The following is a 26,905-nucleotide window of genomic DNA, read 5'->3' on the forward strand; positions in this document are numbered from 1 at the left end:
CTCAAACGCTCCTCGGAAATGAGAAGGACTAGCTAGACGGGGGCGCTTCAGCTATAAGTTGCAGAATGCCCTGTAAAGGAATCATCAGCCAGTCCGGCCGGTGATTCAGTTCATACTGAAGTTCGTACAGCGCCTTCTCCAATAGATAGGCGGCAAGCATAGCTTGCGTCGCGCCTGTCAAAGGTAAACGAAGGTTCGAGATATACGTATCAAGATATATCTCATGGACTGACCTCTCCCAGGAGTTAATCCAACTTGCTGCTTCAGGATGTACGTGGGCAAATGCCGCTGCGACATAACTGAATGAGCGCAGCATTCCAGCGACATCGCGTAGTGGAGACTGGCGCTTTCGCCTTTCCTCAAGAGCCTTCACTGGCTCACCCTCGAAATCGAGAATGGTAAAATCATTCTCCGTTCGCAACACCTGTCCGAGGTGATAATCACCATGGATCCGTATCCACTGACCGGCCAACTCCGGCGGTATCGATGCCAGCCTATCGGCGATCGCAGTCATCCTATCGCGTTGCGCTAAAAGAGATGCAGCTGGCACGACATTTTCATCTCCGAGGTCGCCGAACTTTTGGCGCAACAAGGAGAGTGTGACGCGAATTTGCGCCCGTAAGCGGTCCGCATCGGCGATCAACTTTTCAGACGAAGCAGGCTGTGCTGCAAAATCCTCGCTCTGCAGATTGGCGAGTGCCATATGCATCTGTGCAGTGCGGATAGCTAACAATCTAGCGGCATCAAGATACTCGACTATCGACTTCTCGTTCGTCAGGTTGATTTTGGTTAGTTCGTCGAGAGTCCACGTCCACCCATCTCCTCTATTATGAACCTGGCCTTGTAGTAGGGCGATTACGTAGTGGCGTTCGGGCCTATCACCGTTTGCGTCTGCTTTATAGATAATCTGTCCCGCAAAGGCAGGAATATTTGCGAAGGCCGCATCCTCCGTCAACGCACGCCCTATCTCGACGTCCGGGTTGATGCCCTCTTCAACTCGACGGAAGAGTTTTAGAATCAGAGAATCTCCGAAAAGAATGGAAGAGTTGCTTTGCTCGGCGGCGGAAAGGCGTGAAGGAGCGATGCTGTAGGCGTTATCCAGCCCTTTTCCTGGAGAACCCAAAAGTCTGCCATGTAAGCCAGTGAGGCTCGTGCCGTCGCGGATGATCGCAAGCATAGATGAACGCAGCTCTTCCAAAGAAAGTGCGTCCAATAGTAGGCCGGTAGCACCGTCTGCGGTGCAGCGAACATTGCCGAGCACATGGTTATGCGTCACGTCTCCGACATCAAAACGCAGCGCAACAGGAACTGTATATCGATCGGGTTCGCCGTCGGTGTAACAGACATCCACGATGAGTAAAGTCGTGCCTTCTATTGGAAGAGAGACCCAATCCGCAACGATTACATTCTGGATTGTACGAGCCTTCGACCCGAACCAGCGCTGCTGAGAGAGGTACTTTGGCAGAACGGATTCCTGAAGCAACTCGAGCCCTGGCCCGCTCAGAACTCCGGCCATGTCATCCGCTGGAATTACAACCTCTGGAGCTGCGGTGGGAACCGTTAGCTCCCGCTTCGGAGCATCCTGAAATTCAAGCCATAGAAAGGCGTAGGGTCCGAGCGTAAGAGAATAGAGTCCTTTTTTGATGATAGGGAAGGGAACGTAGCCCAACATCTCGACCGGAACCATTCCTTCCCAACGATCAAGGTCAAGTGAGACCGGTTGTGCGAAGCGCGAGAGATTGGCGACGCAAAGCACTCTCTCACCGCGGTATTCCCGTATATATGCGAGTACCTTGCGGTTTTCGGATTTCAGAAACTCAAGTGTTCCGCGGCCGAAGACCTGGAACAGCTTTCGGAGGGCGATCATATTGCGGGTCCAGTGCAGCAGGCTGGATGTATCACTCTCTTGGGCCTCGACGTTGATCGCCTGATAGCCCCAGATTGGATCCATGATCACGGGCGAGTAAAGCTTTGCCGGTACGCAGCGAGAAAAGCCGGCATTGCGGTCGCCGTTCCACTGCATCGGGGTTCTTACACCATTACGATCTCCAAGATATATGTTGTCGCCCATCCCAATCTCGTCGCCGTAATAAAGAATCGGCGTGCCGGGGAATGAGAAAAGAATGGAGTTTAGCAATTCGATTCGACGTCGGTTGTTATCGACGAGGGGAGCCAGCCTGCGTCGGATTCCGACATTGATTCGCATCCTCGGATCGGCCGAATAGGCGAAGTACATATAATCGCGCTCGTCGTCGGTGACCATCTCCAGTGTGAGTTCGTCGTGGTTGCGGAGAAAAAGACCCCATTGGCAATTCTCGGGAATCTCAGGCGTCTGGGCCATGATCTCGGTGATAGGTAATCGATCTTCCTGACGAAGAGCCATATAGATTCGCGGCATCAGAGGGAAGTGGAATGCCATATGGCACTCGTCGCCGTCGCCGAAATAGGGACGCACATCTGCCGGCCACATATTGGCCTCGGCGAGCACAAGGCGGTTTTCATATTCCGCATCGATGGCCTGACGAATCTTACGGATCACTTGATGGGTTTCGTCGAGGTTCTCGCAGCTTGTACCATCTCGCTCCACAAGATAGGGGATTGCGTCCAGTCGCAGGCCATCAACGCCCATATCGAACCACAAGCGCATCGCTCGCAATACTTCGTCCAGGACGCGTGGGTTATCGAAATTGAGATCCGGCTGGTGGGAAAAAAAACGATGCCAGTAGTACGCTCCAGCTTCATCGTCCCAGGTCCAATTACTTTTCTCGGTATCCGTAAAGATAATCCTTACGCCACTGAACAGTCGATCCGTATCGCTCCACACATACATATCGCGCTCAGGTGACCCTGCGGGAGCACGACGAGCAGCCTGGAACCATGGGTGTTGGTCGCTGGTGTGGTTGATGACAAGCTCAATCATCACCTGCATGCCGCGTTGATGCGCAGCATTTAGGAAGGCCTTGAATTCATTCAAAGTTCCATAGTGAGGATTGATGTCAACATAGTTGGCGATGTCATAGCCATCGTCGCGCAGAGGAGAAGGGAAGAAGGGCAAGAGCCAGATGCAGGTGATGCCGAGATCTTGCAGATAATCCAGCTTGCCCATAAGACCGGGGAAATCGCCGATGCCGTCACCGTTTGAGTCGGCGAAGGCTTTCACAGGCAATTCGTAAATAATTGCATCCTTATACCAAAGAGGATCGATAGCGCTTCCAGGCTTCTTTATCACGAATTTGCCTCGCTTCCATGTACGCCGATCCCGCGCAGATGGAAGATGTGTGCCGGCATTATCAGGGGATCAAGTCGCACGTAGTTATACGGGCCGGTCCAGGCGTAGGTTTGCCCGCTTAGAATGTCGTGTACCTGGTACGACTCATCCCTGCTCAGACCCATGACCTCCATATCCAGGCGCGTCCACCCGCTCTGCGCCGTGCTATTGTCCAGATTGACTACGACAAGAACGATGTCCTCGTCGCTACGTTTACTGAAACATAAGATTTGCGGATTATCAACATCATGAAAATGGAGGGTGTCATCCTGCTGTAATGCAGAATGACGGTGGCGGGCGTCATTCAACGTCGCCAATAAGGGCATGAGCGAATTTATATGTTCTCGATCCCAGGACCGGACCTGATACTTTTCGCTGTACAGATATTCTTCACTTCCTTCTCGAAGCGGTCTATGTTCCATCAATTCAAAGGGTGGACCGTAAATTCCGTAGTTTGCACCCAGCGTTGCAGCCAAGATAGCGCGCTGCATAAAGGCAGGGCGCTCTCCCTTCTGTAATACTTCCGGAAGAATGTCGGGCGTATTCGGCCAGAGGTTGGGACGGAAGAAATCTCTCACCGGAGGTGTCGTTAGCTCGGTCATATATGCAGTCAGTTCGGCTTTGGTGTTGCGCCAACTGAAATAGGTATAGCTCTGCGAAAAACCGCGTTTGGCCAGCCCATACATGACATGTGGACGTGTAAAAGCTTCTGCTAGAAAGAGGGCATCGGGATAAGTTCGTTGAACCTTCTTAATACACCACTCCCAGAAAGGCAGTGCTTTGGTGTGTGGATTGTCTACACGAAAGATACGAATACCTCGTTCCGCCCAGAAAAGGAAGACATTGCACAATTCCTCCCATAGACCATGCCAGTCGGAAGATTCAAAATTGAGTGGATAGATGTCCTGATACTTTTTGGGAGGGTTTTCAGCATACTGGATTGACCCATCTGGACGGATAGAAAACCATTCCGGATGCTCCTTTACCCACGGGTGATCCGGAGAGCACTGGAAGGCAATGTCCATCGCGATCTCGACATCGGAATCCTGGGCCGCGCTAACCATGGCATCGAAATCTGCAAAGCCGCCAAGCTCTGGCGCGATTGCGGTGTGCCCCCCGTGATGGTTTCCTATTGCCCAGGGACTTCCTACATCTTCGGGCTGCGCGGACACGTTGTTGTTCTTTCCTTTGCGAAAGGCATGTCCAATGGGATGAATCGGGGGCAGATAGATTACGTCAAATCCCCTAGAAGCGAGTTCTGGGATAAGTTTTGTGGCATGTCGTAGGGTTCCATGTTCACCGTTTTCTCCGCTTGACCGGGGAAAAAATTCGTACCAGGTGGAAAAGCGCGCCTTTGTCCGGTCGACGCGAATACGGTAGTTGTTAGATTGCGCGGCAAAGCGTAGATCTGGGTAACGGCTTGCCAGTATCGTTAGTTCCTCTGTCACCGGATTTTCAAATCGGCCTGAATTCTGGTCAGCGAGCTGACGCAAAGAACCGGAGAATTCTTCTAATCGTGACCGATCTTCCCCTTCGGAAGAGGTCGCGAGTCTCTCCAGCAGAGACGCTCCTGATAGAAAGGCCAAGAGGACATCCGATTTATCTTGTAGGGAACCTCCCTGTTCAAGCGACTCAGCTTGTGCTTTGTCATAGGATATATTGTTCGTCTGTGCGGCAAGACGTTTGGAGAGATCAGCGGCCCATGTATCGAAGTGATCGATCCATCCCTGGACATGAAACTGCCAATTTCCAATGGTATCAACTGTAAAGTGCGCCGCCCATAGGTCGTTCCCCAGCGGTTTCATCCTGACGCTTCGCCATTCATGCCAAGTATCATTGCGATACAGCACCTGAGCCGCTACGTGATCGTGCCCGTCGCCATAAATAGCGGCTGTTACATATACCGTATCCCCGATGATACGTTTCACTGGAAAGCGGCCAGCCTCTACCCGAGGTTCGACCCCTTCTATGATAACCCGAGACCTTCCATCTGACGGCTCCACCGTATTCTCGCTTTGATTAGAAAATTGATCCACATCATGTGGATGCGTAGATGCGTACACGCGTTTGTTCCGTCACACAGGAAAACTGTGAAAGATGGTCATCCGAATCTCCGCGCTAACGCTCCTTCACGTCTCCGCTGGATACATGAGGCCGCTCTGTCTGGCCCGAAAGCCGTGGAGGAACCGTAGCAATTGCAAGTAAAAGATAGATGGCGAACGCTACGAAGAAACCGACGAACCACGCATAGTCATAGAGAAACCGCAGAGGCGGTATGACGAGACCGATGAGGGCAACAACAACACCTGCAGCGAGTGCGACGAGCGCCCGAGGGTTTATGCCGTGCGAATATTCGTACGCTCCATTGCGTCGATAAAGAGAATCGACATCGAGTCTGGTCCGGCGGAGCACGAAATAGTCGGCGATCATGATGCCAGCGACCGGTCCGAGCAAACCGGAATAGCCAATCAGCCAACCGAAGATATAGCTGCCAAAGCTGCTCATCAGTTTCCAGGGCATCATTGCGAGGCCAAGAAAACCGGTGATGAGGCCCCCGGTCCGAAAGCTGATGTAGCGAGGAGCCAGGTTGGAGAAATCGTTTGAGGGTGAGACGACATTAGCTCCGATATTCACGTTAAGTGTAGCGACGAGAAGAGCGATCAGGGCAAGAAAGGCGACGAACGGTTGATGAAATTTGCCCAAGAGAGTGATCGGCGACCAGATTGGTTCCCCAAATATGGCGACCGAAGCCGAGGTGCAGGCGATGCCAATGAACGAGTAGAGAGTCATGGCGACCGGCAGACCAAGGGACTGTCCAAGGATCTGCGCATCCTGATTCTTTGCATACCGCGTGAAGTCTGGAATATTGAGGGAGAGCGTAGCCCAATATCCAACCATTGCAGTAAGGGAAGGGAAGAAGAATTTCAGGAAATCACCCGTCGAGTGAAACTTGCTCGGTGCAGAGAGCATGGGACCAAAGCCACCCGCCTTGTGCCACATCCAGAAGAGGAGTGTGAGGGACATGATGACCATGAAAGGGGCGGAGAAACTTTGCAGAATGCGGATCGATTCAACCCCGTTCCAGACAACGAACATATTCAGCAACCAGAAAGAAAGAAAACAGGCCCAGAGCACGCCGGCATGACTTGCAGTCTGCGGCCAGAGCACGTTAAGCATGGCAAAGATCGCCTGTCCACCAAGCCACGATTGGATGCCGAACCATCCACAGGCCACAAGCGCACGGAGGATAGCGGGTATATTTGCGCCTCGTGTGCCGAACGACGCGCGCACGAATACCGGGAATGGAATGCCGTATTTCGAGCCTGCGTGTGCATTGAGGAGCATTGGCAGCAGCACGATCAAGTTACCCAATAAGATAGTGCCAATAGCCTGCTTCCAGTTCATGCCGCCTGCAATTAGCGACGAAGCAAGCATGTACGTCGTCACTTCCATCGACATGGAGAACCAGAGCGCGATGTAGTTGTACGTGGTCCATGTGCGACGCTGGGGAGGAGTCGGCGCAAGGTCTTCGTTGAAGAATCGAGCGTCGTGCACTGTGTCGCTGGCAGTGTAGGGTGCCCTGCAGTCGGTTGTGAGCGGCATCATCGCCAGGCTCCTCCACGCGCTTCTCGGCGCACGTACTCTCCACGACCGGCGGAGCCAAGGTATCTGCCGTTGTCGACAACGAGTTCGCCGCGCGAGAAGACCTTGCGGGCGTTCCCTTTTACCTTCCAACCTTCGAACATGGAGAAGTCGCAACGCATGTTATGAGTTGTGGCAGAGATAAGGTGCTCCGCTTCGGGATCCCAGAGTACGACGTCAGCATCAGAGCCTTTGGCGAGTACACCTTTCTTGGGATACATTCCAAAGATTCGCGCTGGTGCGGTCGATGTGATCTCGACAAAGCGCTCCAGGCCGATCTTTCCCGCATTTACGCCGAAGTGGTAGAGAAGCTGCAAGCGGTTCTCCACGCCTGGGCCGCCATTAGGGATCTTGGTAAAGTCGTCTTTGCCCAGTTGTTTTTGATCGGCGAAACAAAAAGGGCAATGATCGGTTGACACGATCTGCAGGTGATCATGTACGAGCCCATTCCAGAGTGCGGGCTGATTTTTCTTCTCGCGCAATGGGGGGGTAAAGACGTACTTCGCCTCCTCGAAGCTCTCACCGGGCATATGCTCTTCGAGCGAAAGAAGAAGGTATTGCGGGCAAGTCTCGGCAAAGGCTGGAAGGCCACGGTCGCGTGCCTCGCGAACCTGGTTGAGCGCATCTTCACTGGAGAGATGGACGATATAGACCGGAACCCCAGCCATTTCGGCGAGTGCAATGGAACGATGAACGGCTTCAGCCTCCGCTTTCGTGGGTCGAGTGAGGGCATGATAGATCGGGGCAGTCTTGCCTTCAGCTAAGGCCTGTTGCACGATGACATCGATCGCTGAGCCATTCTCGGCATGCATGCAGATAAGTGCGCCGTTCTTTGCGGTCTGCCGTAACGCCTTGAAGATGGTGCCGTCATCGACCATGAGGACATTGGGGTAAGCCATGAAAAGTTTGAAGCTGGTGACGCCTTCGCGCACCATGTCATCCATGTCATTCATGCCTTGCTTGCCGTTGTCAGAGCCCAGGTCGGTAACGATCATGTGCAGGCCGTAGTCAATACAGGCTTTGCCGGCAGCCTTGGCGCGCCAGATATCGAGTGCATCGCGCATGCGAGTTCCTCGTGCCTGGATCGCAAAGTCGATGATCGTGGTGGTGCCGCCGATGGCTGCCGCACGCGTACCCGTGAGGAAGTCATCGGCGGAGACTGTGCCTCCGAATGGCATATCCATATGGGTGTGTGCATCAATGCCTCCTGGGAGAACGAGCAATCCCTCTGCATCGACAACTTCATGGCTAGCTGGGTCGAGGCGAGATTGAATATCGCTTATCTTGCCTTTCTCGATAAGAAGATCGGCTTTCTGAATGCCATCGGCATTGACGACGGTTCCGTTCTGAATCAGGGTTCCCATTTGACTCCGCAGTTTAGACGTGTATGGATGTGCGGTTGGCCCATGTCTCGGGTGCCAGGCCGGTGTCGACGCGCTCCATGGTTATGCAGTTCTCGACCGGGCAGACGAGCGAACAGAGATTGCAGCCTACGCAGTGATGTTCGTCGACTCGCGGAATACGTTCGAGCGGAGTCACGGAGTTGTTTGCTCCGAGACCACCGACATCGAGCTTTGGGATAGGAGTTGTAGAGATGCGGCGGCTCGATTCAGCGGCAACCATCGCAGGTGTACGAGTGGTATCGGCGATGGGAGAAGTGCGGTCGAGGTGGATGCACTGGTGTGCTCCGTCCCAGCAAGCTGTATAGCAGAGTTCGCAACCAATACAGAGATCTTCGTGAATATGAGCGACGATCTTGAAATTGAGATTGAGGTCTTTCCACTCGCGAACCTTCGGGATGGACAGGCCGCGAAAGTCGCTGATCGTGCTGTAGCCCTTGGATTTCATCCACTCAAGCATGCCATCCTGCATGTCTTCTACGATTCGGTAGCCGTAGTGCATGACGGCAGTGCAAACCTGTACCGTGCCGCTGCCCAAAAGAATAAACTCAACCGCATCGTGCCATGAACCGATGCCGCCGATGCCCGACAGCGGAAGCGTAGACCCAGGGTCGGACATGACCTGGTGGACCATATTGAGTGCGATGGGTTTCACGGCTGGGCCACAATAGCCGCCGTGAGAGCTCAGACCGTCGACGTTTGGTCTGGGCTCGAGTGTATCGAGATCGATACCGGTAATGGAGTTAATCGTATTGATCGCGGAAAGAGCATCGGCCCCGGCACGTTTGGCTGCACGAGCGGTTGCGCGGATGTCGGTGATGTTGGGCGTGAGCTTTACGATAACGGGCGTACGCGCTTTCTCTTTAGCCCATCCAGTAATTCGTTCCGTATACTCGGGCACCTGACCCACAGCGGAGCCCATGCCACGTTCGCTCATTCCATGCGGGCAACCGAAGTTAAGCTCAAGCCCATCAGCGCCTGCATCTTCGGCGCGTTGAACGATGTCGTGCCACGCTTCGCGGCGGCTTTCGACCATTAGTGAGGCGATGATTACGTGCTTTGGATAGCGGCGCTTGACCTCGGCGATCTCCTGCAGGTTGACCTCGATGGGACGGTCAGAGATCAGTTCGATGTTATTGAGACCCATCATGCGGCGACCGTCCCAGTCGATGGAGGAGTAGCGAGAGCTGACATTAGTGATAGGTTCGCCAATGGTCTTCCATACCGCGCCTCCCCATCCGACGTCGAACGCGCGCATGACCTGCTCTCCACAGTTCGCGGGAGGCGCAGAGGCCAGCCAGAATGGGTTTGGACACTTGATCCCACAGAACGTGGTTTCGAGAGTGGGATTGGGAGATGGATTAGCTGGCATGGTTTACCCCCAGCCAGGCTGCGATGCTAATGCCCGCACGTTTGCCATCGGCGACCGCATCGACGACCTCGCGCCCGCCGTTGGTACAGTCACCTCCCGCAAAGAACTTGGGATTCGATGTTTGTCCGGTAGCTTGGTCAATCAGGATTCGCCCGTCCTCTAGCCCAATCGTTGCAGCGTACCCGTATCCTTTGAGAAATTCTGTATGCGTCTCCTGTCCGATAGCGAGGATGATGAGGTCAACGGAAAGAAGGAACTCAGAACCCTCCTGGGGGACAAGCGAATCGCCATCCGAAGCGATAAGTTTTGCTAGCTTTATTGCCTGCACCTTCTGCTCACCCTGCACTGCGACGGGTTGTACGTGCCAAAGAAACCTCACGCCTTCTTTTTGTGCGTGTTCATATTCAAAGTCAAACGCGGACATTCTTTCAGGACCCCGACGGTACACCATGTAGACTTCGGCTGCGCCTAATCGAATTGCCGCATTGGCAGCGTCGATTGCGGTGTTTCCAGCACCGATGACTGCTACTCGCTGCGGGACGGCGAGGAGGGTTCCGGATTTATAGCCGCGAATGAAATCGAGCGCGTTTGTGACTCCATCCAATTGTTCCCCCACAATGCCGAGTTTATGAATCGCGCCGAGTCCCAGCCCAAGGAAGATTGCATCGTAGGATGGTTCAAGCTCCGAGAGTTCTGTCACATCGATGCGGGTATTGAAATGGAATTCGACTCCGAGCTGCGAGAGCATGTCTATCTCGCGAAGGCTCTCGATGAGCGGAAGTTTGTATTCAGCGACGCCGTAAGTGTTCAGGCCGCCGGGGAGAGGACCTGCTTCGAAGATGACTGCGCGGACGCCTCGGCGCCGAAGTTCGGCGGCGCAAGCCAGCGATGCTGGGCCTGCTCCAATAAGCGCGGCTCGATGCCCGGTGTCGGCTGCGGGAACAAAGGGAAGAGGTGCTCCGCTCTCATACAACGAGTCCATAGCAAATCGCTGGAGACGTGCGATCTCGATAGGCTGCTTATTGTAACGATGCAGGACGCACGCCCCTTCGCAAAGAACATCGACCGGACAAACACGCGAACAGCTTGCACCTAGAATATTTGCATCGAGAATGGTACGCGCAGAGCCAGAAAGATTGCCGCTGGCGATCTTCTTGATGAAGGCAGGCACATCAATGTGCGTTGGGCAGGCCGCGGTACAAGGTGCATCGAAGCAATACAGGCATCGATTGGACTCGGCCAGAGCGGCCTGCCGATTGAACGGCGGGTGAAGGTCTGCAAACCGGGCCGCAATCTCGGGATTGGTGACGACCTGTTGCGAAAACGGGACTGGATCATTCATCAGGTTGAAACTCTCCTCCTGCAGAGATAGGAAAGTAAAGCTCCGTTAACTGGACATCACAACGGAATTGCAATGGCCTTGATTCCACGAACCTTCCAGTAACGCGCCTGTGTGATGACAGGAGAGATCATTATGCATCATTCAGAAGGAATGTGAAGTGATTTCCGAAGCTCCGCCTCCCTAAGCGGCTTGACCATCGTTGATCCAGTTCATGGTTTTCAGGGCCAGTCTATGGAAGGCTTGAACGGCAAGCTCGATATGCTCTTTCTTTGTGTCTTCGGCTCGATTGTGGCTCAGGCCGGCGAGTGACTGCGTAAACATCATTACGGTCGGAATACCAGCCCTGGAAACCTCTGCGGCATCATGCAGGGGGCCAGATGGAAGCCGGTGGGTGTTGAACGTAGTTTCGCGGATAGCCTCATCGCAAAGCTCGATAAGGGCGGGGTGGAATGGTACCGGCTCAATACTCCAGATTCGTGACCACGTAACGCTGCAGCTCTCCTCGGCGGCGAACCGTTCACTTACAGTAGTTGCCTCTTCGAACATCTGAGCTAGAACCGCGGCATCAAGGTCGCGCATGTCGAGTGTCGTTTCACAACGGCCAACGACGGCCGTTACGATCCCGGGGAAGGTCTTAACGCTGCCCATGGTTGCGACGGAATCCGGATGTTTGCCCACAATCCGACGGATTTCGAGTGCAAGTTTTGCCGCTGCGGCAAGTGCGTCACGACGTACTGCCATTGGGGTAGATCCGGAGTGCGCCTCCTGGCCTAGAAAAGTTATAGCGTGGCGCTCTACACCTTTTGTGCCGAGAACTACACCAAGGGGAAGCTGAAGGTCTTCGAGAACCGGACCCTGCTCGATGTGTAGTTCGAGATAGGCTGCTGCATCAGCCTGCTCTTTGCGGGCGTCTCCTATCTGATCGATATCGAAGCCACACTCTCGTAAAGCGTCTTCGAGACGTGTGCCATCGCGGTCTGTGCGGCCACGATCGGCTGCGATGGTATGGGTGCCGGCAAATGCGGACGACCCGAAGAGGCTGCGCCCGAATCGCGCACCCTCTTCGTCAGCCCAATCGACGAGGCGTATCGTAACCGGGGGCACACCCGCGAAGTCTTCGGCGATACTGCGCAGCACCTCAAGGCTTGTTAACACTCCTAGGCATCCATCTAGCCAGCCGCCGTTGGGCACGGAATCGAGATGTCCGCCGAGGAGAAGGGCCTTCTCGGAGCGCCCCCTCAGCGTAACCCAGAGGTTGCCGGCCGCATCGTAGTGACGTTCTACGGGAAGACCATCCAGCCTCGACTCGAACCATGCCTGTGCCTTGAGCCATGTCGGGGTCCATGCCACGCGTTGGGCCCCATTAACGTCGGAGGTGAGTCTACGAAGCTCTTCCAGGTCGGCGACGACTCTCTTCGGATCTAGCGGCATCAGGCCTGCCTTTCTTTTGATGACGTTTAACCTGCTTGACCTTCTAACGACTAAGGTCGGAATATCAGGCATGGTACAGGTTTTTGTCTCAAACCGGGTCGTCCTTCCTGAAGGCGTGATGCCGGCTGCAATAACCGTGGAAAGCGGCCGCATTACGGCTGTAACATCTCCCGATGAAGTTCCCGAATCGGCTGATGTCCACAGTTTTGGCGATCTCGTTCTCATGCCCGGATTGGTCGATATTCACGTCCACGTCAATGAACCGGGGCGCTCCGAGTGGGAGGGCTTTGAGACCGCAACTCGTGCTGCTGCTGCTGGAGGAATAACCACGCTCGTCGACATGCCGCTTAACTGCCTCCCTGAAACGACGACAGTGACTGCGCTTGAGATCAAACGCGCAGCAGCCAGGGGGAAGTGTCACGTTGACTGGGCTGCATGGGGTGGATTGACTGACGACAACCAGGAACACCTTCTGTCGCTTGCGCGGGCTGGCGTACGCGGATATAAGTGCTTCCTGGTCGATCCTGGAATCGAGGGCCTTACAAGACTCAGTGAAACCGGACTGGAGCGGGCGGCTCCAGCACTTGCGCGAATGGGTTTGCCTCTGCTGGTCCACGCGGAACTGCCTGGGCCACTCGAAGCCGCGGCTGCTACAGTAGCCGGAGCGGATTGGAGACAATATGAGACCTATCTCAGATCCCGCCCTGACGAGGCAGAGATCAACGCGATCCGTCTGCTCATCCGTCTGTGTCGAGAACATCGCTTTCGCGTGCATATCGTTCATCTGGCCACGGGTCTGGCCCTCCAGGAGTTGGACGCTGCCCGTCGAGATGGGCTTCCGATCACGGTCGAGACCTGTCCCCATTATCTGCACTTTGCCGCGGAAGACATTCCCTCATCGGCAACCCTGCTGAAATGTGCTCCTCCGATCCGCTCCCGTGGGAATCGCGAGGAACTTTGGAATGGCTTGAGGCGCGGTATTATCGACCTGATCGCCACCGATCATTCGCCCTGCCCACCGGCGATGAAGCGTCTGCAGGATGGAGACTTCCGCACGGCGTGGGGCGGAATTGCCAGCTTGTCCCTCGCGGCTTCGATCATCTGGACTGCGATGAAAGCTCGCGAGATTCCACTGAGCGAACTTTCTCGGTGGATGGCTGGATCACCGGCCGTAGTGGCCGGCTTGTCGGAGCGCAAGGGTTCCCTGGCCGTAGGGATGGACGCGGACTTCGCGGTATTTGATCCAGAAGCGAGTTTTCGAGTGACGACAGAGATACTTCATTATCGGCATCCTGTCTCCCCATATTTGGGGGAGCACCTCTTCGGCGTCGTACGACAGACGTTTTTGCGGGGGGATAAAGTTTATGGTGAGGAGGGTTTTATAGGATCGCCAAAGGGGGTAGAAGTGAAGCTTGGGATGTAGGCTATGGAAGCAGATTTATAGCGACTAAGCTCTACGTTCTTGATATGCTACGCGGATTCCCGGTCGGCGCTAATCTGTTGCTGGAAGGATTTTGTGAGTCAACGCGTTGTTGGAGTTTCCGTTCCTCGTAAGGAAGGTGCAGCTAAAGTCACCGGTACGGCGAAGTACGTCGACGACATGGTATTTCCGGGAATGCTGTACGGCGCAACCGTGCGAAGCACGATCGCTCGCGGCAAAATTCTGGATATTCACCTCCCGGATGACTTTCCGTGGCATGAGTTTGTAATCGTCTCGGCAAGAGATATTCCAGGCAGGAATATCGTCTCTCTTATCCTTGACGACCAGCCCTGTCTCGCTGACCGTGCAATCAATCATTCAGAGGAGCCGATTCTTCTTCTCGCTCACCCCGATCGTCACCTTCTTTCGACCGCTGTCGCGGCGGTTCAAATCACCTACGATTGCCTACCGTCGATTCACTCCATAGAAGAGAGTGAGCTGAGGCAGGAGATCATCTGGGGTACCGATAACACCTTCAAAACCTACACGATCGATAAGGGCAATGTGGATGAGGTCTGGAAAGACGCGGCTTGGATTGTTGAAGGGGAGTATTCGACCGGCGCCCAGGAGCAGCTCTATATCGAGAACAACGGTGTCATCGCCCAATATAGCGAAGCTGAAGGGTGCACCGTTTGGGGGTCGATGCAATGTCCCTTTTACGTGCACAAAGCCCTGATGGCTCTTATGGGGTTGCCGGAAGACAAGGTTCGCGTCATTCAAACAGAGACAGGCGGAGCCTTTGGCGGCAAAGAGGAATATCCCTCGATGATCGCGGGCCATGCCGTGCTCCTGGCAAAGAAAGCCGGTCATCCAGTCAAGCTGATTTATGACCGGATGGAGGATATGGCGGCTACAACCAAACGTCATCCCTCGCGCACTCGCCACCGGACTGCCGTTGACAAGGACGGCAAGCTGCTGGGATCCGAGATTGACTTCGTTATCGATGGTGGCGCCTATGCCACACTCTCTTCCGTTGTCCTCTCACGCGGCACCATTCACGCGGGAGGCCCATATTGCTGGCCGAGTATCCGTATCCACGCCAAGGCTGTCGCAACAAATACCCCGCCGCATGGAGCGTTCCGTGGTTTTGGCGCCCCACAAAGCCTCTTTGCTCTGGAGCGCCATATGGACCGTGTGGCGCGAACCATCGGCCTGCCGCCTGACGAATTCCGTCGCCGCAACCTTCTGAAGCAGGGAGAGACGACAGCGACACAGCAGGAGATTCGTGAGCCGATTGATCTGCAGCATTTGCTTGACCGTGCCCTTAAGCTCTCTGATTACCACTCGAAGGTGAAGATTTTCGCTGAGAAGAATCCTAAAGAAAGAAAGAAAAAGGGAATCGGAATTGCCGCATTTATGCATGGGGCAGGTTTCACAGGATCGGGCGAACGATATCTGAATGCACTGGTCGGCGTCGAGGCCACGGTGCAGGGGGACGTTCGCGTAATGGTATCGAGTACAGAGTTCGGCCAGGGTACCAATACGATTCTTTGCCAGATTGCTGCGGAGACTCTTGGTCTTGAGTATTCCGACGTGCAAATGGCGCCGATTGATACCACCAGTGTTCCCAACAGCGGACCAACGGTCGCCTCACGCACCGCCATGATTGTGGGCAAACTTGTTCAATCAGCCGCACTGGGGCTCCTGCAAACACTTACGGCTGCCGGACTCCTTGGCGAGCCGGTCGATAGGGACGTCTTTCGGGAAGCATGCAGAATTTACGTGCAACAATTCGGTGCGCTGAAATCGTATAGCCGTTATCAGGCCCCGCCGAATATCTTTTGGGACGATACGAAGTATCAGGGCGAAGCTTACCCCGCTTTTGGCTGGGCGATCTACGTCGCTGAAGTGACAGTCGATACGGCGACCTATAGCGTAACCGTCGATGATTTCGTCGCTTTACAGGAGGTTGGTAAGGTCCTGCATCCCATCCTTGCCGCCGGACAGATCGAGGGAGGAGTTGCACAGGGAATCGGATACGCTCTCTATGAGAAAGTCGTTTGGAAACAGGGGCGGATGGTTAACAACCAAATGACCAACTACATCATGCCCACTTCCCAGGATATTCCCCCAATTCGCGTCTATTTTGAGGAGATCCCATATCCGTACGGTCCATACGGAGCGAAAGGCATCGGGGAGTTGCCGATGGATGGACCCGCTCCGGCCATTGTGAATGCCATCGTGAATGCCACCGGGAGAGACTTTTACTCGATACCCCTGCTGCCAGAAGATATCTTCGCCACCCTGACTGAAGCCCGACACGAGATCGCCGAGGAGGTGCTTGCGTGAACACGGCCCTCAATGCTTCCAAAACAAACGTTCATTTCAGAGTTAATGGAGAGCCGCGCAATGTGATGGTCTATCCCATGCAACGCCTTCTGGATGTACTTCGTTGCGAACTCGGTTTAACCGGAACGAAGGAAGGCTGTGGCGAAGGAGAATGCGGATCATGCTCCGTGCTGCTGAACGGCGATCTGGTCAACAGTTGCCTCATTCCGATCGCTCAGGCGGCAGGCGCAGAGATTTTTACCATTGAAGGTCTTGCTACGAAGGCTATGCATCCCGTCCAGCGCGCGTTTCTCGAGTGTGGCGGAGCGCAGTGCGGTATTTGTACACCCGGAATGATTGTCGCTACGGTGAGCCTCCTACGTACCAATTCACATCCTTCGATAGAACAGATTCGCGAAGGTCTCAACGGAAATCTCTGCCGTTGTACGGGCTACACCCGCATCTTCGATTCCGTAAGGACTGCGGCGGAAACAATGACGGATGAAGACCGGGACGAACTTTACGCTTTGACGGAGAAGAAGAGGTGAGATCGATCCCCTCAAATTTCGAGGTCGTCGCTCCATCGTCTCTCGCTTCGGCGCTTGAAGTGATGGCGCGTTCGCCCGGAGAGTGGACCCCATTGGCAGGCGGCACCGAGCTAATGGTGCAGTATGGTGCGGGAAGGCTTGCCGCTCACAGGTTCGTCAATATTTGGGGCTTTCCTGAGTTGCGTGAAATCAGACAATATGGAGCCGAGTTGCACGTGGGAGCCGGGTGCACCTACACCGATTTGCGGCGAAATCCAACCGTGCTAAGCGAGTTTCCGCTGCTTAGCACGGCAGCATCGTGGACCGGTAGCATCGCCAATCAGAATCGGGGGACACTGGGCGGTAACATCGTGAATGCATCTCCCGCAGCGGACTCTCTTCCAGCCCTGCTGGTCTATGAAGCCGAACTTGTTCTCATCTCTGCAGTGGGAGAACGGCGCATACCCTACACGGATTTTCATATCGGATACAAGCAGACGCGTTTAAGGCCGGATGAGTTGATCCGCGCTATCGTGCTTCCGCGCTGTTATTCCGATTACATGAGCCGCACTCAGAAGGTTGGCCCGCGAAATGCGCAGGCGATCTCGAAACTCTGCATGGCAGCATTGGCGAAGATCAAGGAAGACAGGGTTGAAGATATACGGATCGCAATGGGCAGCATGGCTCCGATTCCACTCCGCTTGAGGAAGACCGAGGCGGTTTTGATGAACAATCGTTGGTCGCTGCAGACATTCCGTGCGGCCCGTCTCGCGCTTGAGTCAGAGGTCTCTCCTATCGATGACATCCGCTCTACGCGAACGTATCGCATCGCGGTCGCGGGTAATTTATTGGAAGAATTCCTTCTGCATCTTTTCTCGCAATTTCCAGTTCCATCCAGTAGAAATTTCGTACTGGAACGATGGAATTCACTTCCGTTTGAAGCTGCTGTAGCCGATCTGCTCTCCTGCTGTGGTTCGCGAGCCTGGGCGGAGCAAGTAGTGTCACTGCGTCCATACGCTACTAGCGAGGATCTCTCGGGTGCTGCGAAAACTGTGTGGCAAAATCTCGATCCGGAGCATTGGATGGAGGCTTTTCAAAGCCATCCACGCATTGGTGAACGTCACGCCGAACGCCCGACCACGGACGTCTCCGCGGCATGGTCGGCAACCGAGCAGCGTGCAGTTCAGCAGGCCGACGTGGAGATCAAGCACGCCATCGCCGAGGGAAACCGTCGCTATGAAACGCGGTTCGGCCGAATCTTCATCATTTGTGCCGGTGAGAAGACTCCGTCCAAGATACTTTCAGAGCTCGAGCGCCGCATGACGAACGACGATGAGACCGAGATGAAGGAGTCGGCTGCACAGCAGGAACAGATTCTCGAGCTTCGTTTGAAAAGATGGCTCTCCTTCCAGGAGGGAGCTTGAGCGGAATCTCAACCCATATTCTTGATACGTCGCTCGGCAGGCCGGCGACCTCGATCGAGGTGACGCTTCATCGTAAAACAGACGATGGCACCTGGCAGCAACTTGGCTTGCAGCAAACGGATAATGACGGGCGTTGTAGGGAGATGCTTCCGGAAAACATTTCACTGGACCCCGGTGAATATCGTCTTCACTTTGAGACCGCGCCATATCATTGCGCGCAGGGAGTTACGGCCCTCTACCCCTTCATTGAAATACCATTTATGGTCCGCGAGGGTGATGCGCATCTTCACATTCCTCTGTTGCTGACGGCAAACGGTTACACCACCTACAGGGGGTCATAGAAAGAAGATGGTTCGACTGGCAGAAAATACCTACGGCAAGTGCCAGGTGCGCGTCGTCCGTGTGAAGCGGGACAACCCGATGCACTCATTCCAGGAGTGGTCTGTAGAGATTCTACTCACGGGCGAGTTTGGAGAATGCTTCACCACCGGAGACAATTCTCGTATCCTGGCGACCGACACGATGAAGAACACTGTATATTCGCTCGCGCGCGATACAAAGGCCGAATCGATTGAAGACTTCGCGTTCGAGCTTTCGGATTATCTCATTCGTAACAATCCGCAGGTCAGAGAAGCCACAATCTCCATTGTCAGCGTACCCTGGACCCATATCCATGTTGATGGAACAACTTTCCCATCCGCGTTCCAGCAGACGAGTGGCGAACTACAGACCACTACGGTGAGTTACGCACGTGGCGAAGAGGTAGCCGTGACCTCAGGGCTCAAGAATCTTGTTGTTATGAAGACGGCGAATTCGGGATTCGAAGGGTTTATTCGCGATTCACACACGACACTTCCGGAGACTGCCGATAGGCTTTTGGGTACTGCAGTCCGTGCGCAGTGGAAGTACAGCTCATCCTCTCTCGATTTCGACCGACTGCGTGGCTTCGCACGCAACACCCTGCTCAAGACATTCGCCGAACACGAGAGCAGATCAGTTCAGCACACACTTTATGCTATGGGGAACGCGCTCCTTGAAGGCGCCCCAGAAGTAGAAGACATCGAAATCACGATGCCGAATAAGCACTGTCTTCTTGTTGATCTCTCCCGCTTCGGAAAGACCAACCCAAACGAGATCTTCGTCCCAACCGATGAACCGTATGGCTATATCGAAGCAAGGTTATGCAGGGGGAACTGAGTTCGTGATGCTCTCCGCCAGAAGGGAAAGAATCGATATTGCAGCGCACATAATCGAACGTTGTCGCACTCTTGCACGTATTACAGATGTTCCAGGAAACACCACTCGTACATTCCTGTCGCCCGCAATGCGAACATGCATGAACACAGTGAAGGGCTGGATGGAGAACGCGGGAATGTCTGTCTCGGTCGATGCGGTCGGGAACCTTCGCGGACTTTACAGCGGAGCCGGCACAGATGCTCCGCGGCTCATCCTAGGGTCCCACCTCGACACCGTTCCTAATGCCGGCGCATTCGACGGTGTACTCGGAGTCCTGCTATCGCTCGCGTTGATAGAATCTTTAGGTGGCCGAAGGCTCTCCTTCGCGCTGGAATTGGTCGGTTTCTCTGAGGAAGAAGGAATCAGGTTTGGAATACCATTCATTGGTAGTCGGGCTCTAGCAGGACGTATCGACGAGAGCCTTCTTCTTCGAAAAGACAAGAGCGGTGTCTCCGTGCGCGAGGCTATGAGAGGTTTCGGCCTGGATGTTGAAGCCGTTGAAGCTGCTGCCCTCGATCAATCCGCGATTGCATATCTCGAGTTCCATATCGAGCAGGGTCCTGTCCTCGAAAGTTTAGACATGCCTCTTGCCGTGGTGGACACAATTGTGGGCCAGACACGCGGCGAGATGGTCTTTACTGGCGCTACAAACCATGCTGGAACTACTCCAATGCATCTTCGCCACGACCCCGTCGCAGCAGCAGCGCAGTGGATTTGTCGTGTGGAAGAGATTGCCCGTTCAACCAGGGATCTGGTTGCCACTGTAGGGAGAGTTGAAACCCTTCCCGGTGCTGGAAACGTCATCGCAGGTGAAGCTCGGGCAAGTCTCGACATTCGTCATGCTAATGATGAAGTTCGCATTAACGCTCTCGAAACATTGGTTGACCAGGCCGACTTTGCTGCTCGACAGCGAGGACTCCAATGCCACTGGCGTGCACAAATGCATCAACCAGCTATTCAAATGGATACACGGCTTTCGCAGATTGTCTGTGACGCAATAAGAAGTACAGGGGTTGAGCCTCTTCGGATGAGCAGCGGAGCTGGCCACGATGCCATGGTGATGGCCGAGCGTCTCCCTTCTGCCATGGTATTTCTCCGCAGTCTAGGAGGGATCAGTCACCATCCCGACGAGACAGTGCGGCACGAAGACGTCGCGAAAGCGGTCGATGCAGGTCTAGAATTTCTACGCAGATTCGACGAGGCAATCATCAAAGCACATGCATAATCTTGGCCAGACACGAAGCAGCTACCACCGGACGCACCTTCTGCAGACGCCCGATACTTTTGTGCGCTCTGCATTCCCAGGCATAAACAATGCAGTCGCAATCATTCACGCTGCACCTCAAATGGGAGCAGCATTCACACAGTACACCGTTGAATTTGAGACTGACGGTGTGCTCTGTCATTCCTCTATGCAGAGATTTTTGTATCTACTCGAAGGTTCCCTTGAGATCCGTCTGGATGGATCGACACAATCGCTACAGCCCGGAGGATACGCTTACCTTCCTGAGGGCCTGCGACATGAGTTTGTTGCGAGCGTACGCAGCAGGGCAGCAGTCATCGAAAAACACTATGAGGCAACTCACGGAATCCAGACCGGTGCTGCCATCTTCGGACATGTAGATGATGTCGTGTCCAATCTCCTGGGTGATGATGACGATCTCCGCGTGCAACTCCTGATACCAGATGAGCCTGGCTACGATTGCGCGGTCAACGTGATGCATTACCAGCCTGGAGCGTCTCTCGCGATGGTTGAAATCCATATTATGGAACATGGTCTTCTAATGCTTGAGGGACAAGGAATTTATCGGCTGGGGGATTCATGGTACCCGGTGCAGTCGGGTGACTTTATCTGGATGGCCCCCTACTGCCCGCAGTGGTTTGGTGCCCTGGGCAAGAAGCCGGCAAAATATCTCATCTATAAAAACACCAACCGCCACCCGATAGCGGGTGTATAAGCCTATGCAGATTCAGATCGATCCAACGCGGCTGCAGTCCGAGATTGAAATGCTTGCAACCATCTCTGAAGCTGAACCGCCCGCTGTAACCCGTATCGTCTATAGCGATGTCGACCGCCGTGCCCGGAGCTGGTTCATTGGGCTGTGCGAGGCGGCAGGCTTGCACAGCCGAATCGATGCCATTGGAGATATTTTCGTTCGTCTGGAAGGTGCCGAACCCGATCTCCCTGCAATCGGAACAGGATCGCATATTGACGCGATTCCGTTTGCGGGAAGCTACGATGGAACGGTGGGTGTGTTGGGTGGCCTCGAAGCGATTCGAGCAATCAAAGAGAGTGGGCTGCATCTGAGGCGATCGATAGAGTTACTCCTCTTTACTGCGGAAGAACCCACGCGGTTCGGTATCGGATGCTTTGGAAGTAGACTTTTGACGGGAGTCCTCGACTCCACTGCTGATGACAACCTTAGAGATTCTGAGGGATTAACACTTGCCCAGCTTCGCCAGCAGGCCGGCTATATCGGATCGCTTGAAAGTGTTCGTCTGCCAAGGGATTACTATGCTGCCTTCGTTGAATTGCATATCGAACAGGGGCCGCTACTCGAGCGGGAACGAGTCTCCATCGGGATTGTCACCAACATTGCCGCACCCGCAGGTCTACGGATAAGTATCGAAGGCGAGGGCGGCCATGCCGGGGCGGTGCTGATGCCAGATCGTAGAGATGCTTTTTGTGCTGCTGCTGAGATCGTACTCGCCGTCGAGAAGAGTGCTCGAGGAACAGGGGCAATCGATACCTGTGGAACGGTCGGCAAGTGTCAGATCCATCCTGGAGCAGTAAACAGTATCCCGAGCAAAGTCTTACTCGAGGTCGACATTCGCGATACTGATGAGCAGCGCAGAAACAGGGTTCTGGAAGAAGTCAAGGATGCCTGCGCTCGGATAGCATCAGCTCGCGGCGTCATCATCCGTCTCGAGCTGGTAAACGCGGATTCCCCTGCACACTCGTCTGCCGGGATCATCGATGCAATCGTAGAAGCGACAGAGGCGCTCGGTCTTTCGTATAAGAAAATGGTGAGCCGGGCTTATCACGATTCGTTGTTTATGGCTCGCATTGCCCCTATGTCGATGATCTTCATCCCTTGCCGTGGCGGAGTGAGTCATCGTCCTGACGAATTTGCCGCGCCAGAGGATATTGCGAACGGCACCAGGGTTCTTGCACACACACTGGCGCATCTCGCAAGCCAGTAGCGAAGACTCCCTACGAAGATCGTTTCATAGAATCAGTCTTTGCCGAAGACGGTGCGCACGCGAATCTTCCTCACAATTTGAAGAGTGCATACCTGTAGAGGTATCAGGGGAGGCGAGTGAAGCAAAGCCGATAGGTCTGACCGCTTTTGATGGCGAGCTTTCTTCGAATAGGCCATAAGGCCTAGGAGAAGGTGGAGGCATTTGCCTGTAGCCGGTACATTCGCCAAAAGCTAAAGTGCCTTACGGTATCGCGACTGTAAAGCATTGAGCCAAAAGCGAAAGCTGACGGTGGTATTGGTACGAGGATTTCGTCTACAAACAAAAATAGACAATATCTCTCACCACACATGTCATGCCGCCATCGTGTTGACAGACGGAATAGGGGTATACGAGATGAGATTTTTGAGAATTACGGAACGAGGAAGCGAAAGACCGCGGAGGATTTCAAATCGTCTTTGCTTCGCTGTTTTCCTCCTCTGCACAGCTTCGGGTGCGTTGAACTCACAAATGAAGGCCAGGCCTTCGCTATGTTCAAACGTTCCACATAGTGATCATCCGAGTAAATTGCTGTCAAACGGGAGTCTCGACGTTCTGGTTTTTCTCCCTGACGCGAAGGATGGATATTATCGTTCCACGCGATTTGACTGGTCTGGGGTGGTGGGATGCGCGTCGTTGAACGGTCATCGATTCTTTGGAGAGTGGTTCAACGATTACGATCCGCTCAAGAATGATTCGATCACAGGACCTGTTGAGGAGTTTCGCACGGATGGTGGTCCTATCGGGCGAACAGGCCCGAAGGGCACATTCTTTGTGCCGCAAGGTGCGATCGGGTATGACGACGCGAAGCCTGGCGATCCTTTCCTGAAGCCTGGCGTCGGGGTTCTGCGAAAGGTGGACAATGCCCCTTACCAGTTTGGGTTTCCTTATCCCATCGTTGATACCGGCAAGTGGACCGTCAGGGCTAAGAGACATTCCATTCTGTTTCGCCAGGTTCTCCGCGGACCCAACGGCTACGCGTACGTGTATGAAAAGGAATTGAAGCTCGACAAGAAGAATTCTGTGATGACTCTCGAGCATCGTCTGAAGAATATTGGGCAGAAGACGATCGACACCAACGTCTACGACCATGATTTCTTCATGCTTGATGGCAAGCCGGTCGGCCCTGGAATGGTGGTTCACTTTGCCTTCGAGCCGAAGCCGGTCGACCCTCTGGGAGAAGCAGCCAGAATCGAAGGCAAGGACCTGAAATTCGTCGACTGGCTGGGGCCGCACAAAGGTGTCTCCGGTTATCTGACAGGCTATTCCGACAAGGCTTCGGACTACGATTTTACAGTTGAGGATACGGATACAAAGGTAGCGGTGAGGCAAACGTCCGACAGGCCTCTCTCACGCCTCTATTTCTGGTCGACTCGATCAACGATATGCCCTGAAGGTTACATCCACCTTAGTATCCCCCCTCAAAAGACAGGCCGGTGGAAGATTCGTTATCAGTTCACTGCGCCATGACGGAATTGGCATCAATCAACGTCTGTCCGAATCAATCGAAACCTGCGAAGAAGGGGAAAGATGTCAACGACTACGAGGCGTCATTTCATCCAGAACTCAGCGATCCTCGCCCTTGGCGCGCACTCGTGGTCAGCGCAGACGAAACTACGAAGACAGAATAGCCTTTTGCTTGTCGGTACCATGACAGCCGCTCCAAGTACGAGCCGGGGCATCTATGCCTATGACTTCGATGCTGCAACAGGCGAACTAAAGCAGATCGGTCTGGCTGCAGAAACAGAGAGCCCCACTTTCCTTGCCGTCTCGCCGGCTGAGACGGCTGTCTATTCAGTGAATGAGGTCAGGCAGTTCCATGACCATCCCACGGGCTCTATATCTGGTTTTAGTCTCAACCGGAAGATCGCCGCAATGACGCCGGTGAACCAGGTCACCTCGATGGGAGGAGGTCCCACCCATATCGCTATGGATAAGACCGGGCGTTGTGTCTTTGTTGCCAATTATGGTGGCGGCAGCGTCGCCTCTTTTCTCGTGGACAGGGATGGAAACCTGAGCGAAGCTGTTTCGTTCTTCCAGTACACGGCTGACACTGCGAAACATGAAAGAAGGCCGCATGCACATCGTGTGACTGTGTCGCCGGATAATCGTTTTCTGCTGGTAAACGATCTGGGGCTCGATGTGATTCACATCTATCGTTTGGACGCGGCTACGGCGAAGCTGACTCCGCATGACCCTCCTCTATGGCGGGCTTCCCCAGGGTATGGTCCCAGAGCCCTGCAATTTCATCCGAATGGAAAGTGGGTTTACTGCGTCAACGAGTTGAAGCCGACCGTGAATCTTCTGGGGTGGGATAGTTCGCAAGGTACTCTGACGACCTTGCAGGATGTCTCTCTGGTGCCGGAGGGCTACCAGGGTAAAGCTGCGCCGGCAGATATCGTCTTCGATAAAAGCACACGTTTTGCCTATGTCGCCAGTCGGCTGGATGATTTTATGGCAACCTTCGCGGTTTCTCCCGAGACCGGCAGATTGACATTCCTGGAGAAAACAACGTGTGGAGGTCAGAGACCGCGCCATCTTACACTCGACCCGAGCGGGCGCTGGCTGCTGGTGGCCAACCAGGATTCCAACAATATAGCCGTGTTTGCGAGGAGTGAAAAGACCGGCCATCTCGCAGAAACGGGTAAGTCCCTTCCACTGGACAGGCCGATGTGCCTGATCTTCATCTAAGGGCTTCCGTTTTTCCGTTCGATATTCGTATTAGTCGTGCCATATTGTCCCTTTTCAATTAAATAGGGGGCCGATCCCCTATGCAATTTTGTATAGTAAGGGCAACTCCAGTCAGACATACAGGTTTGAGCCTGTTGTTCCATGGGAATGTCCTGCCTGAAGACCTTGGTGACTGAACCGTGTGTTCGTTTTATCGGTAAAGGTTTCGTTAGAACGGGAGCCGAGTCGCCGTGGGAGTGAGGGATGTTGGGTCGTTGGATGCGAGTTCGGTACTTTTTGGCCTTCTGGTTGTTTGTGTTGAGTGGAGTCGCATTCCTTGACCGAACCAACATCTCAATCGCGGGCCTGCAGATCAGCATGGAATATGGCCTTGGAAATCAGCGCCTCGGTTGGATCTTCAGCGCCTTTCTGATTGGATATGCAGGTTTTCAGCTTCCTGCGGGCTGGTTATCGGCTCGATTCGGGCCACGTCGCGTCCTGACATTTGGAGTCATATCTTGGGGAGTGGCAACAGTTTTGACGGCGCTGCTTCCTACAGACGTCCGGTATGCAGTGTCGCTTTTGATTGGGATCCGCTTTGCCCTCGGCGCGGGAGAAAGTGTGATCTATCCCGCGGCGAATCAATTCGTTGCGCGCTGGGTCCCAATGCAGGAACGGGGCTTCATCAATGGGCTCATCTTCGCAGGTGTAGGAGCGGGAAGTGGGCTCACACCTCCTATGCTGACCTGGCTGATCACGCATCACGGCTGGCGGGCGGCATTTTGGTTCAGCGCCCTCGTTGGCTTCGCCGTCGGTGCCGTTTGGTGGCTGCTGGCGCGTGACACCCCAGAAGAGCATCCCGGAATGACGCCGGAAGAACTAAAAGAGATACGCGATGGCCTGTATTTCGGGGCGACGGCACCGGCTTCGCCATCTTCGCCGTCGGAGACACGATCTTCGGGGACCGCCATCTCGTGGCGAGCGATCTTCCATCGTCGGGATCTGCCGGCGCTGATGGTGGGATACTTCAGCTTCGGCTATGTGGCCTGGATCTATTTCAGCTGGTTCTTCCTGTACATGGCGCAGGTTCGCGGATTCGATCTCAAGTCGAGCGCACAGTTCGCAATGCTTCCGTTTCTGTCCATGACGGTATGTTGCCTGGTTGGGGGAGCGCTCAGCGATCACCTGACAGGAAAATATGGCCTTCGCGTAGGAAGATGTGGTCTGGCCGCGGTTGCACTGGTGCTAACCGCCGTGTTTCTTGTGCTGGGATCCCAGGTTCACAGTCCGCAGCTTGCCGGCGTAATCCTCGCTGGCGGAGCTGGGGCACTTTACCTGTCGCAAAGCTCGTTCTGGTCAGTCTCGGTGGATATCGCGGGCCGAAGCTCGGGCGTCTTTTCGAGCATGGTTAACATGGGAGGTCAGATCGGCGGAGCTGTCACCGCTTCTCTTACTCCTTGGATTGCCCAACGGTATGGCTGGACGACGTCGTTCTCGTTTTCGGCCGTCCTGGCCATTATAGGGGCCATCTGCTGGCTGACGGTTCACCCCGAACATCCGCTCGACGAACACTTTACGGCGGCATAACCTTTTTGTTGCGATTAT

19 protein-coding genes are annotated in these 26,905 nt (G+C 54.4%); 12 read left to right on the forward strand and 7 right to left on the reverse strand.

Annotation, left to right across the window (positions count from 1 at the left end):
* Positions 1–28: 28 nt before the first annotated feature.
* The 7 genes from treS to BDD14_RS01535 form a co-directional block, all read right to left on the reverse strand.
* Entirely contained in the window at positions 29–3,229 is a 3,201-nt protein-coding gene (gene treS, locus BDD14_RS01505; RefSeq protein ID WP_341273282.1) for a maltose alpha-D-glucosyltransferase, read from the reverse strand.
* A complete protein-coding gene (locus BDD14_RS01510) occupies positions 3,226–5,331 on the reverse strand; it encodes an alpha-1,4-glucan--maltose-1-phosphate maltosyltransferase (protein WP_341273283.1) in 2,106 nt (701 codons plus the stop codon). The genes treS and BDD14_RS01510 overlap by 4 nt, the downstream gene beginning before the upstream one ends.
* A gap of 55 nt (positions 5,332–5,386) precedes the next feature.
* Positions 5,387–6,874 (reverse strand): NCS1 family nucleobase:cation symporter-1, encoded by a 1,488-nt coding sequence (locus BDD14_RS01515; protein WP_130417274.1) that lies wholly within the window; start codon positions 6,872–6,874, stop codon positions 5,387–5,389.
* Complete coding sequence (gene hydA, locus BDD14_RS01520) at positions 6,871–8,274, reverse strand: dihydropyrimidinase (RefSeq protein WP_130417275.1); 1,404 nt, start codon at positions 8,272–8,274, stop codon at positions 6,871–6,873. Before hydA ends, BDD14_RS01515 begins: the two co-directional genes overlap by 4 nt.
* 13 nt (positions 8,275–8,287) lie before the next feature.
* Positions 8,288–9,682: an NAD-dependent dihydropyrimidine dehydrogenase subunit PreA gene (gene preA / locus BDD14_RS01525; RefSeq protein ID WP_130417276.1), complete on the reverse strand. Its 1,395-nt coding sequence runs from the start codon at positions 9,680–9,682 to the stop codon at positions 8,288–8,290.
* Entirely contained in the window at positions 9,672–11,024 is a 1,353-nt protein-coding gene (locus tag BDD14_RS01530; protein WP_130417277.1) for an NAD(P)-dependent oxidoreductase, read from the reverse strand. The genes preA and BDD14_RS01530 overlap by 11 nt, the downstream gene beginning before the upstream one ends.
* Positions 11,025–11,204: 180 nt before the next feature.
* A complete protein-coding gene (locus tag BDD14_RS01535; RefSeq protein ID WP_130417278.1) occupies positions 11,205–12,455 on the reverse strand; it encodes a Zn-dependent hydrolase in 1,251 nt (416 codons plus the stop codon).
* A gap of 70 nt (positions 12,456–12,525) precedes the next feature.
* On the opposite strand from BDD14_RS01535, the gene allB reads away from it, so the two are divergent.
* The 12 genes from allB (at position 12,526) to BDD14_RS01595 (ending at position 26,887) form a co-directional block, all read left to right on the forward strand.
* Positions 12,526–13,878, forward strand: coding sequence for an allantoinase AllB (gene allB / locus BDD14_RS01540; RefSeq protein ID WP_130417279.1), 1,353 nt, complete (start codon positions 12,526–12,528; stop codon positions 13,876–13,878).
* A 93-nt stretch (positions 13,879–13,971) separates the two neighbouring features.
* Positions 13,972–16,224: a xanthine dehydrogenase family protein molybdopterin-binding subunit gene (locus tag BDD14_RS01545; protein ID WP_242617652.1), complete on the forward strand. Its 2,253-nt coding sequence runs from the start codon at positions 13,972–13,974 to the stop codon at positions 16,222–16,224.
* Positions 16,221–16,751 carry a (2Fe-2S)-binding protein gene (locus tag BDD14_RS01550; protein WP_242617653.1) on the forward strand — a complete coding sequence of 177 codons (531 nt, stop codon included), beginning with the start codon at positions 16,221–16,223 and terminating at the stop codon, positions 16,749–16,751. Before BDD14_RS01545 ends, BDD14_RS01550 begins: the two co-directional genes overlap by 4 nt.
* On the forward strand, positions 16,748–18,154 hold the full coding sequence (uraD, locus tag BDD14_RS32770) for a 2-oxo-4-hydroxy-4-carboxy-5-ureidoimidazoline decarboxylase (RefSeq protein ID WP_242617654.1): 1,407 nt from the start codon (positions 16,748–16,750) through the stop codon (positions 18,152–18,154). The genes BDD14_RS01550 and uraD overlap by 4 nt, the downstream gene beginning before the upstream one ends.
* Positions 18,151–18,495: a hydroxyisourate hydrolase gene (gene uraH / locus BDD14_RS01560; protein ID WP_242617655.1), complete on the forward strand. Its 345-nt coding sequence runs from the start codon at positions 18,151–18,153 to the stop codon at positions 18,493–18,495. Before uraD ends, uraH begins: the two co-directional genes overlap by 4 nt.
* 7 nt (positions 18,496–18,502) lie before the next feature.
* Complete coding sequence (gene pucL, locus BDD14_RS01565; protein ID WP_130417281.1) at positions 18,503–19,351, forward strand: factor-independent urate hydroxylase; 849 nt, start codon at positions 18,503–18,505, stop codon at positions 19,349–19,351.
* Positions 19,352–19,358: 7 nt separating this feature from the next.
* Positions 19,359–20,615, forward strand: a complete 1,257-nt coding sequence (locus BDD14_RS01570; protein ID WP_130422580.1) for an allantoate amidohydrolase — start codon at positions 19,359–19,361, stop codon at positions 20,613–20,615.
* Entirely contained in the window at positions 20,608–21,348 is a 741-nt protein-coding gene (allE, locus tag BDD14_RS01575) for a (S)-ureidoglycine aminohydrolase (protein ID WP_130417282.1), read from the forward strand. Before BDD14_RS01570 ends, allE begins: the two co-directional genes overlap by 8 nt.
* Positions 21,349–21,352: 4 nt before the next feature.
* A complete protein-coding gene (locus BDD14_RS01580; protein ID WP_130417283.1) occupies positions 21,353–22,594 on the forward strand; it encodes a M20 family metallo-hydrolase in 1,242 nt (413 codons plus the stop codon).
* A gap of 672 nt (positions 22,595–23,266) precedes the next feature.
* Positions 23,267–24,100: a hypothetical protein gene (locus tag BDD14_RS01585; RefSeq protein WP_242617656.1), complete on the forward strand. Its 834-nt coding sequence runs from the start codon at positions 23,267–23,269 to the stop codon at positions 24,098–24,100.
* A gap of 60 nt (positions 24,101–24,160) precedes the next feature.
* Complete coding sequence (locus tag BDD14_RS01590; RefSeq protein WP_130417285.1) at positions 24,161–25,321, forward strand: lactonase family protein; 1,161 nt, start codon at positions 24,161–24,163, stop codon at positions 25,319–25,321.
* 258 nt (positions 25,322–25,579) lie between these two features.
* Positions 25,580–26,887: an MFS transporter gene (locus BDD14_RS01595; RefSeq protein WP_242617657.1), complete on the forward strand. Its 1,308-nt coding sequence runs from the start codon at positions 25,580–25,582 to the stop codon at positions 26,885–26,887.
* Positions 26,888–26,905 lie beyond the last annotated feature (18 nt).

Origin of the sequence: Edaphobacter modestus (assembly GCF_004217555.1) — a bacterium.
GTDB lineage: Bacteria > Acidobacteriota > Terriglobia > Terriglobales > Acidobacteriaceae > Edaphobacter > Edaphobacter modestus.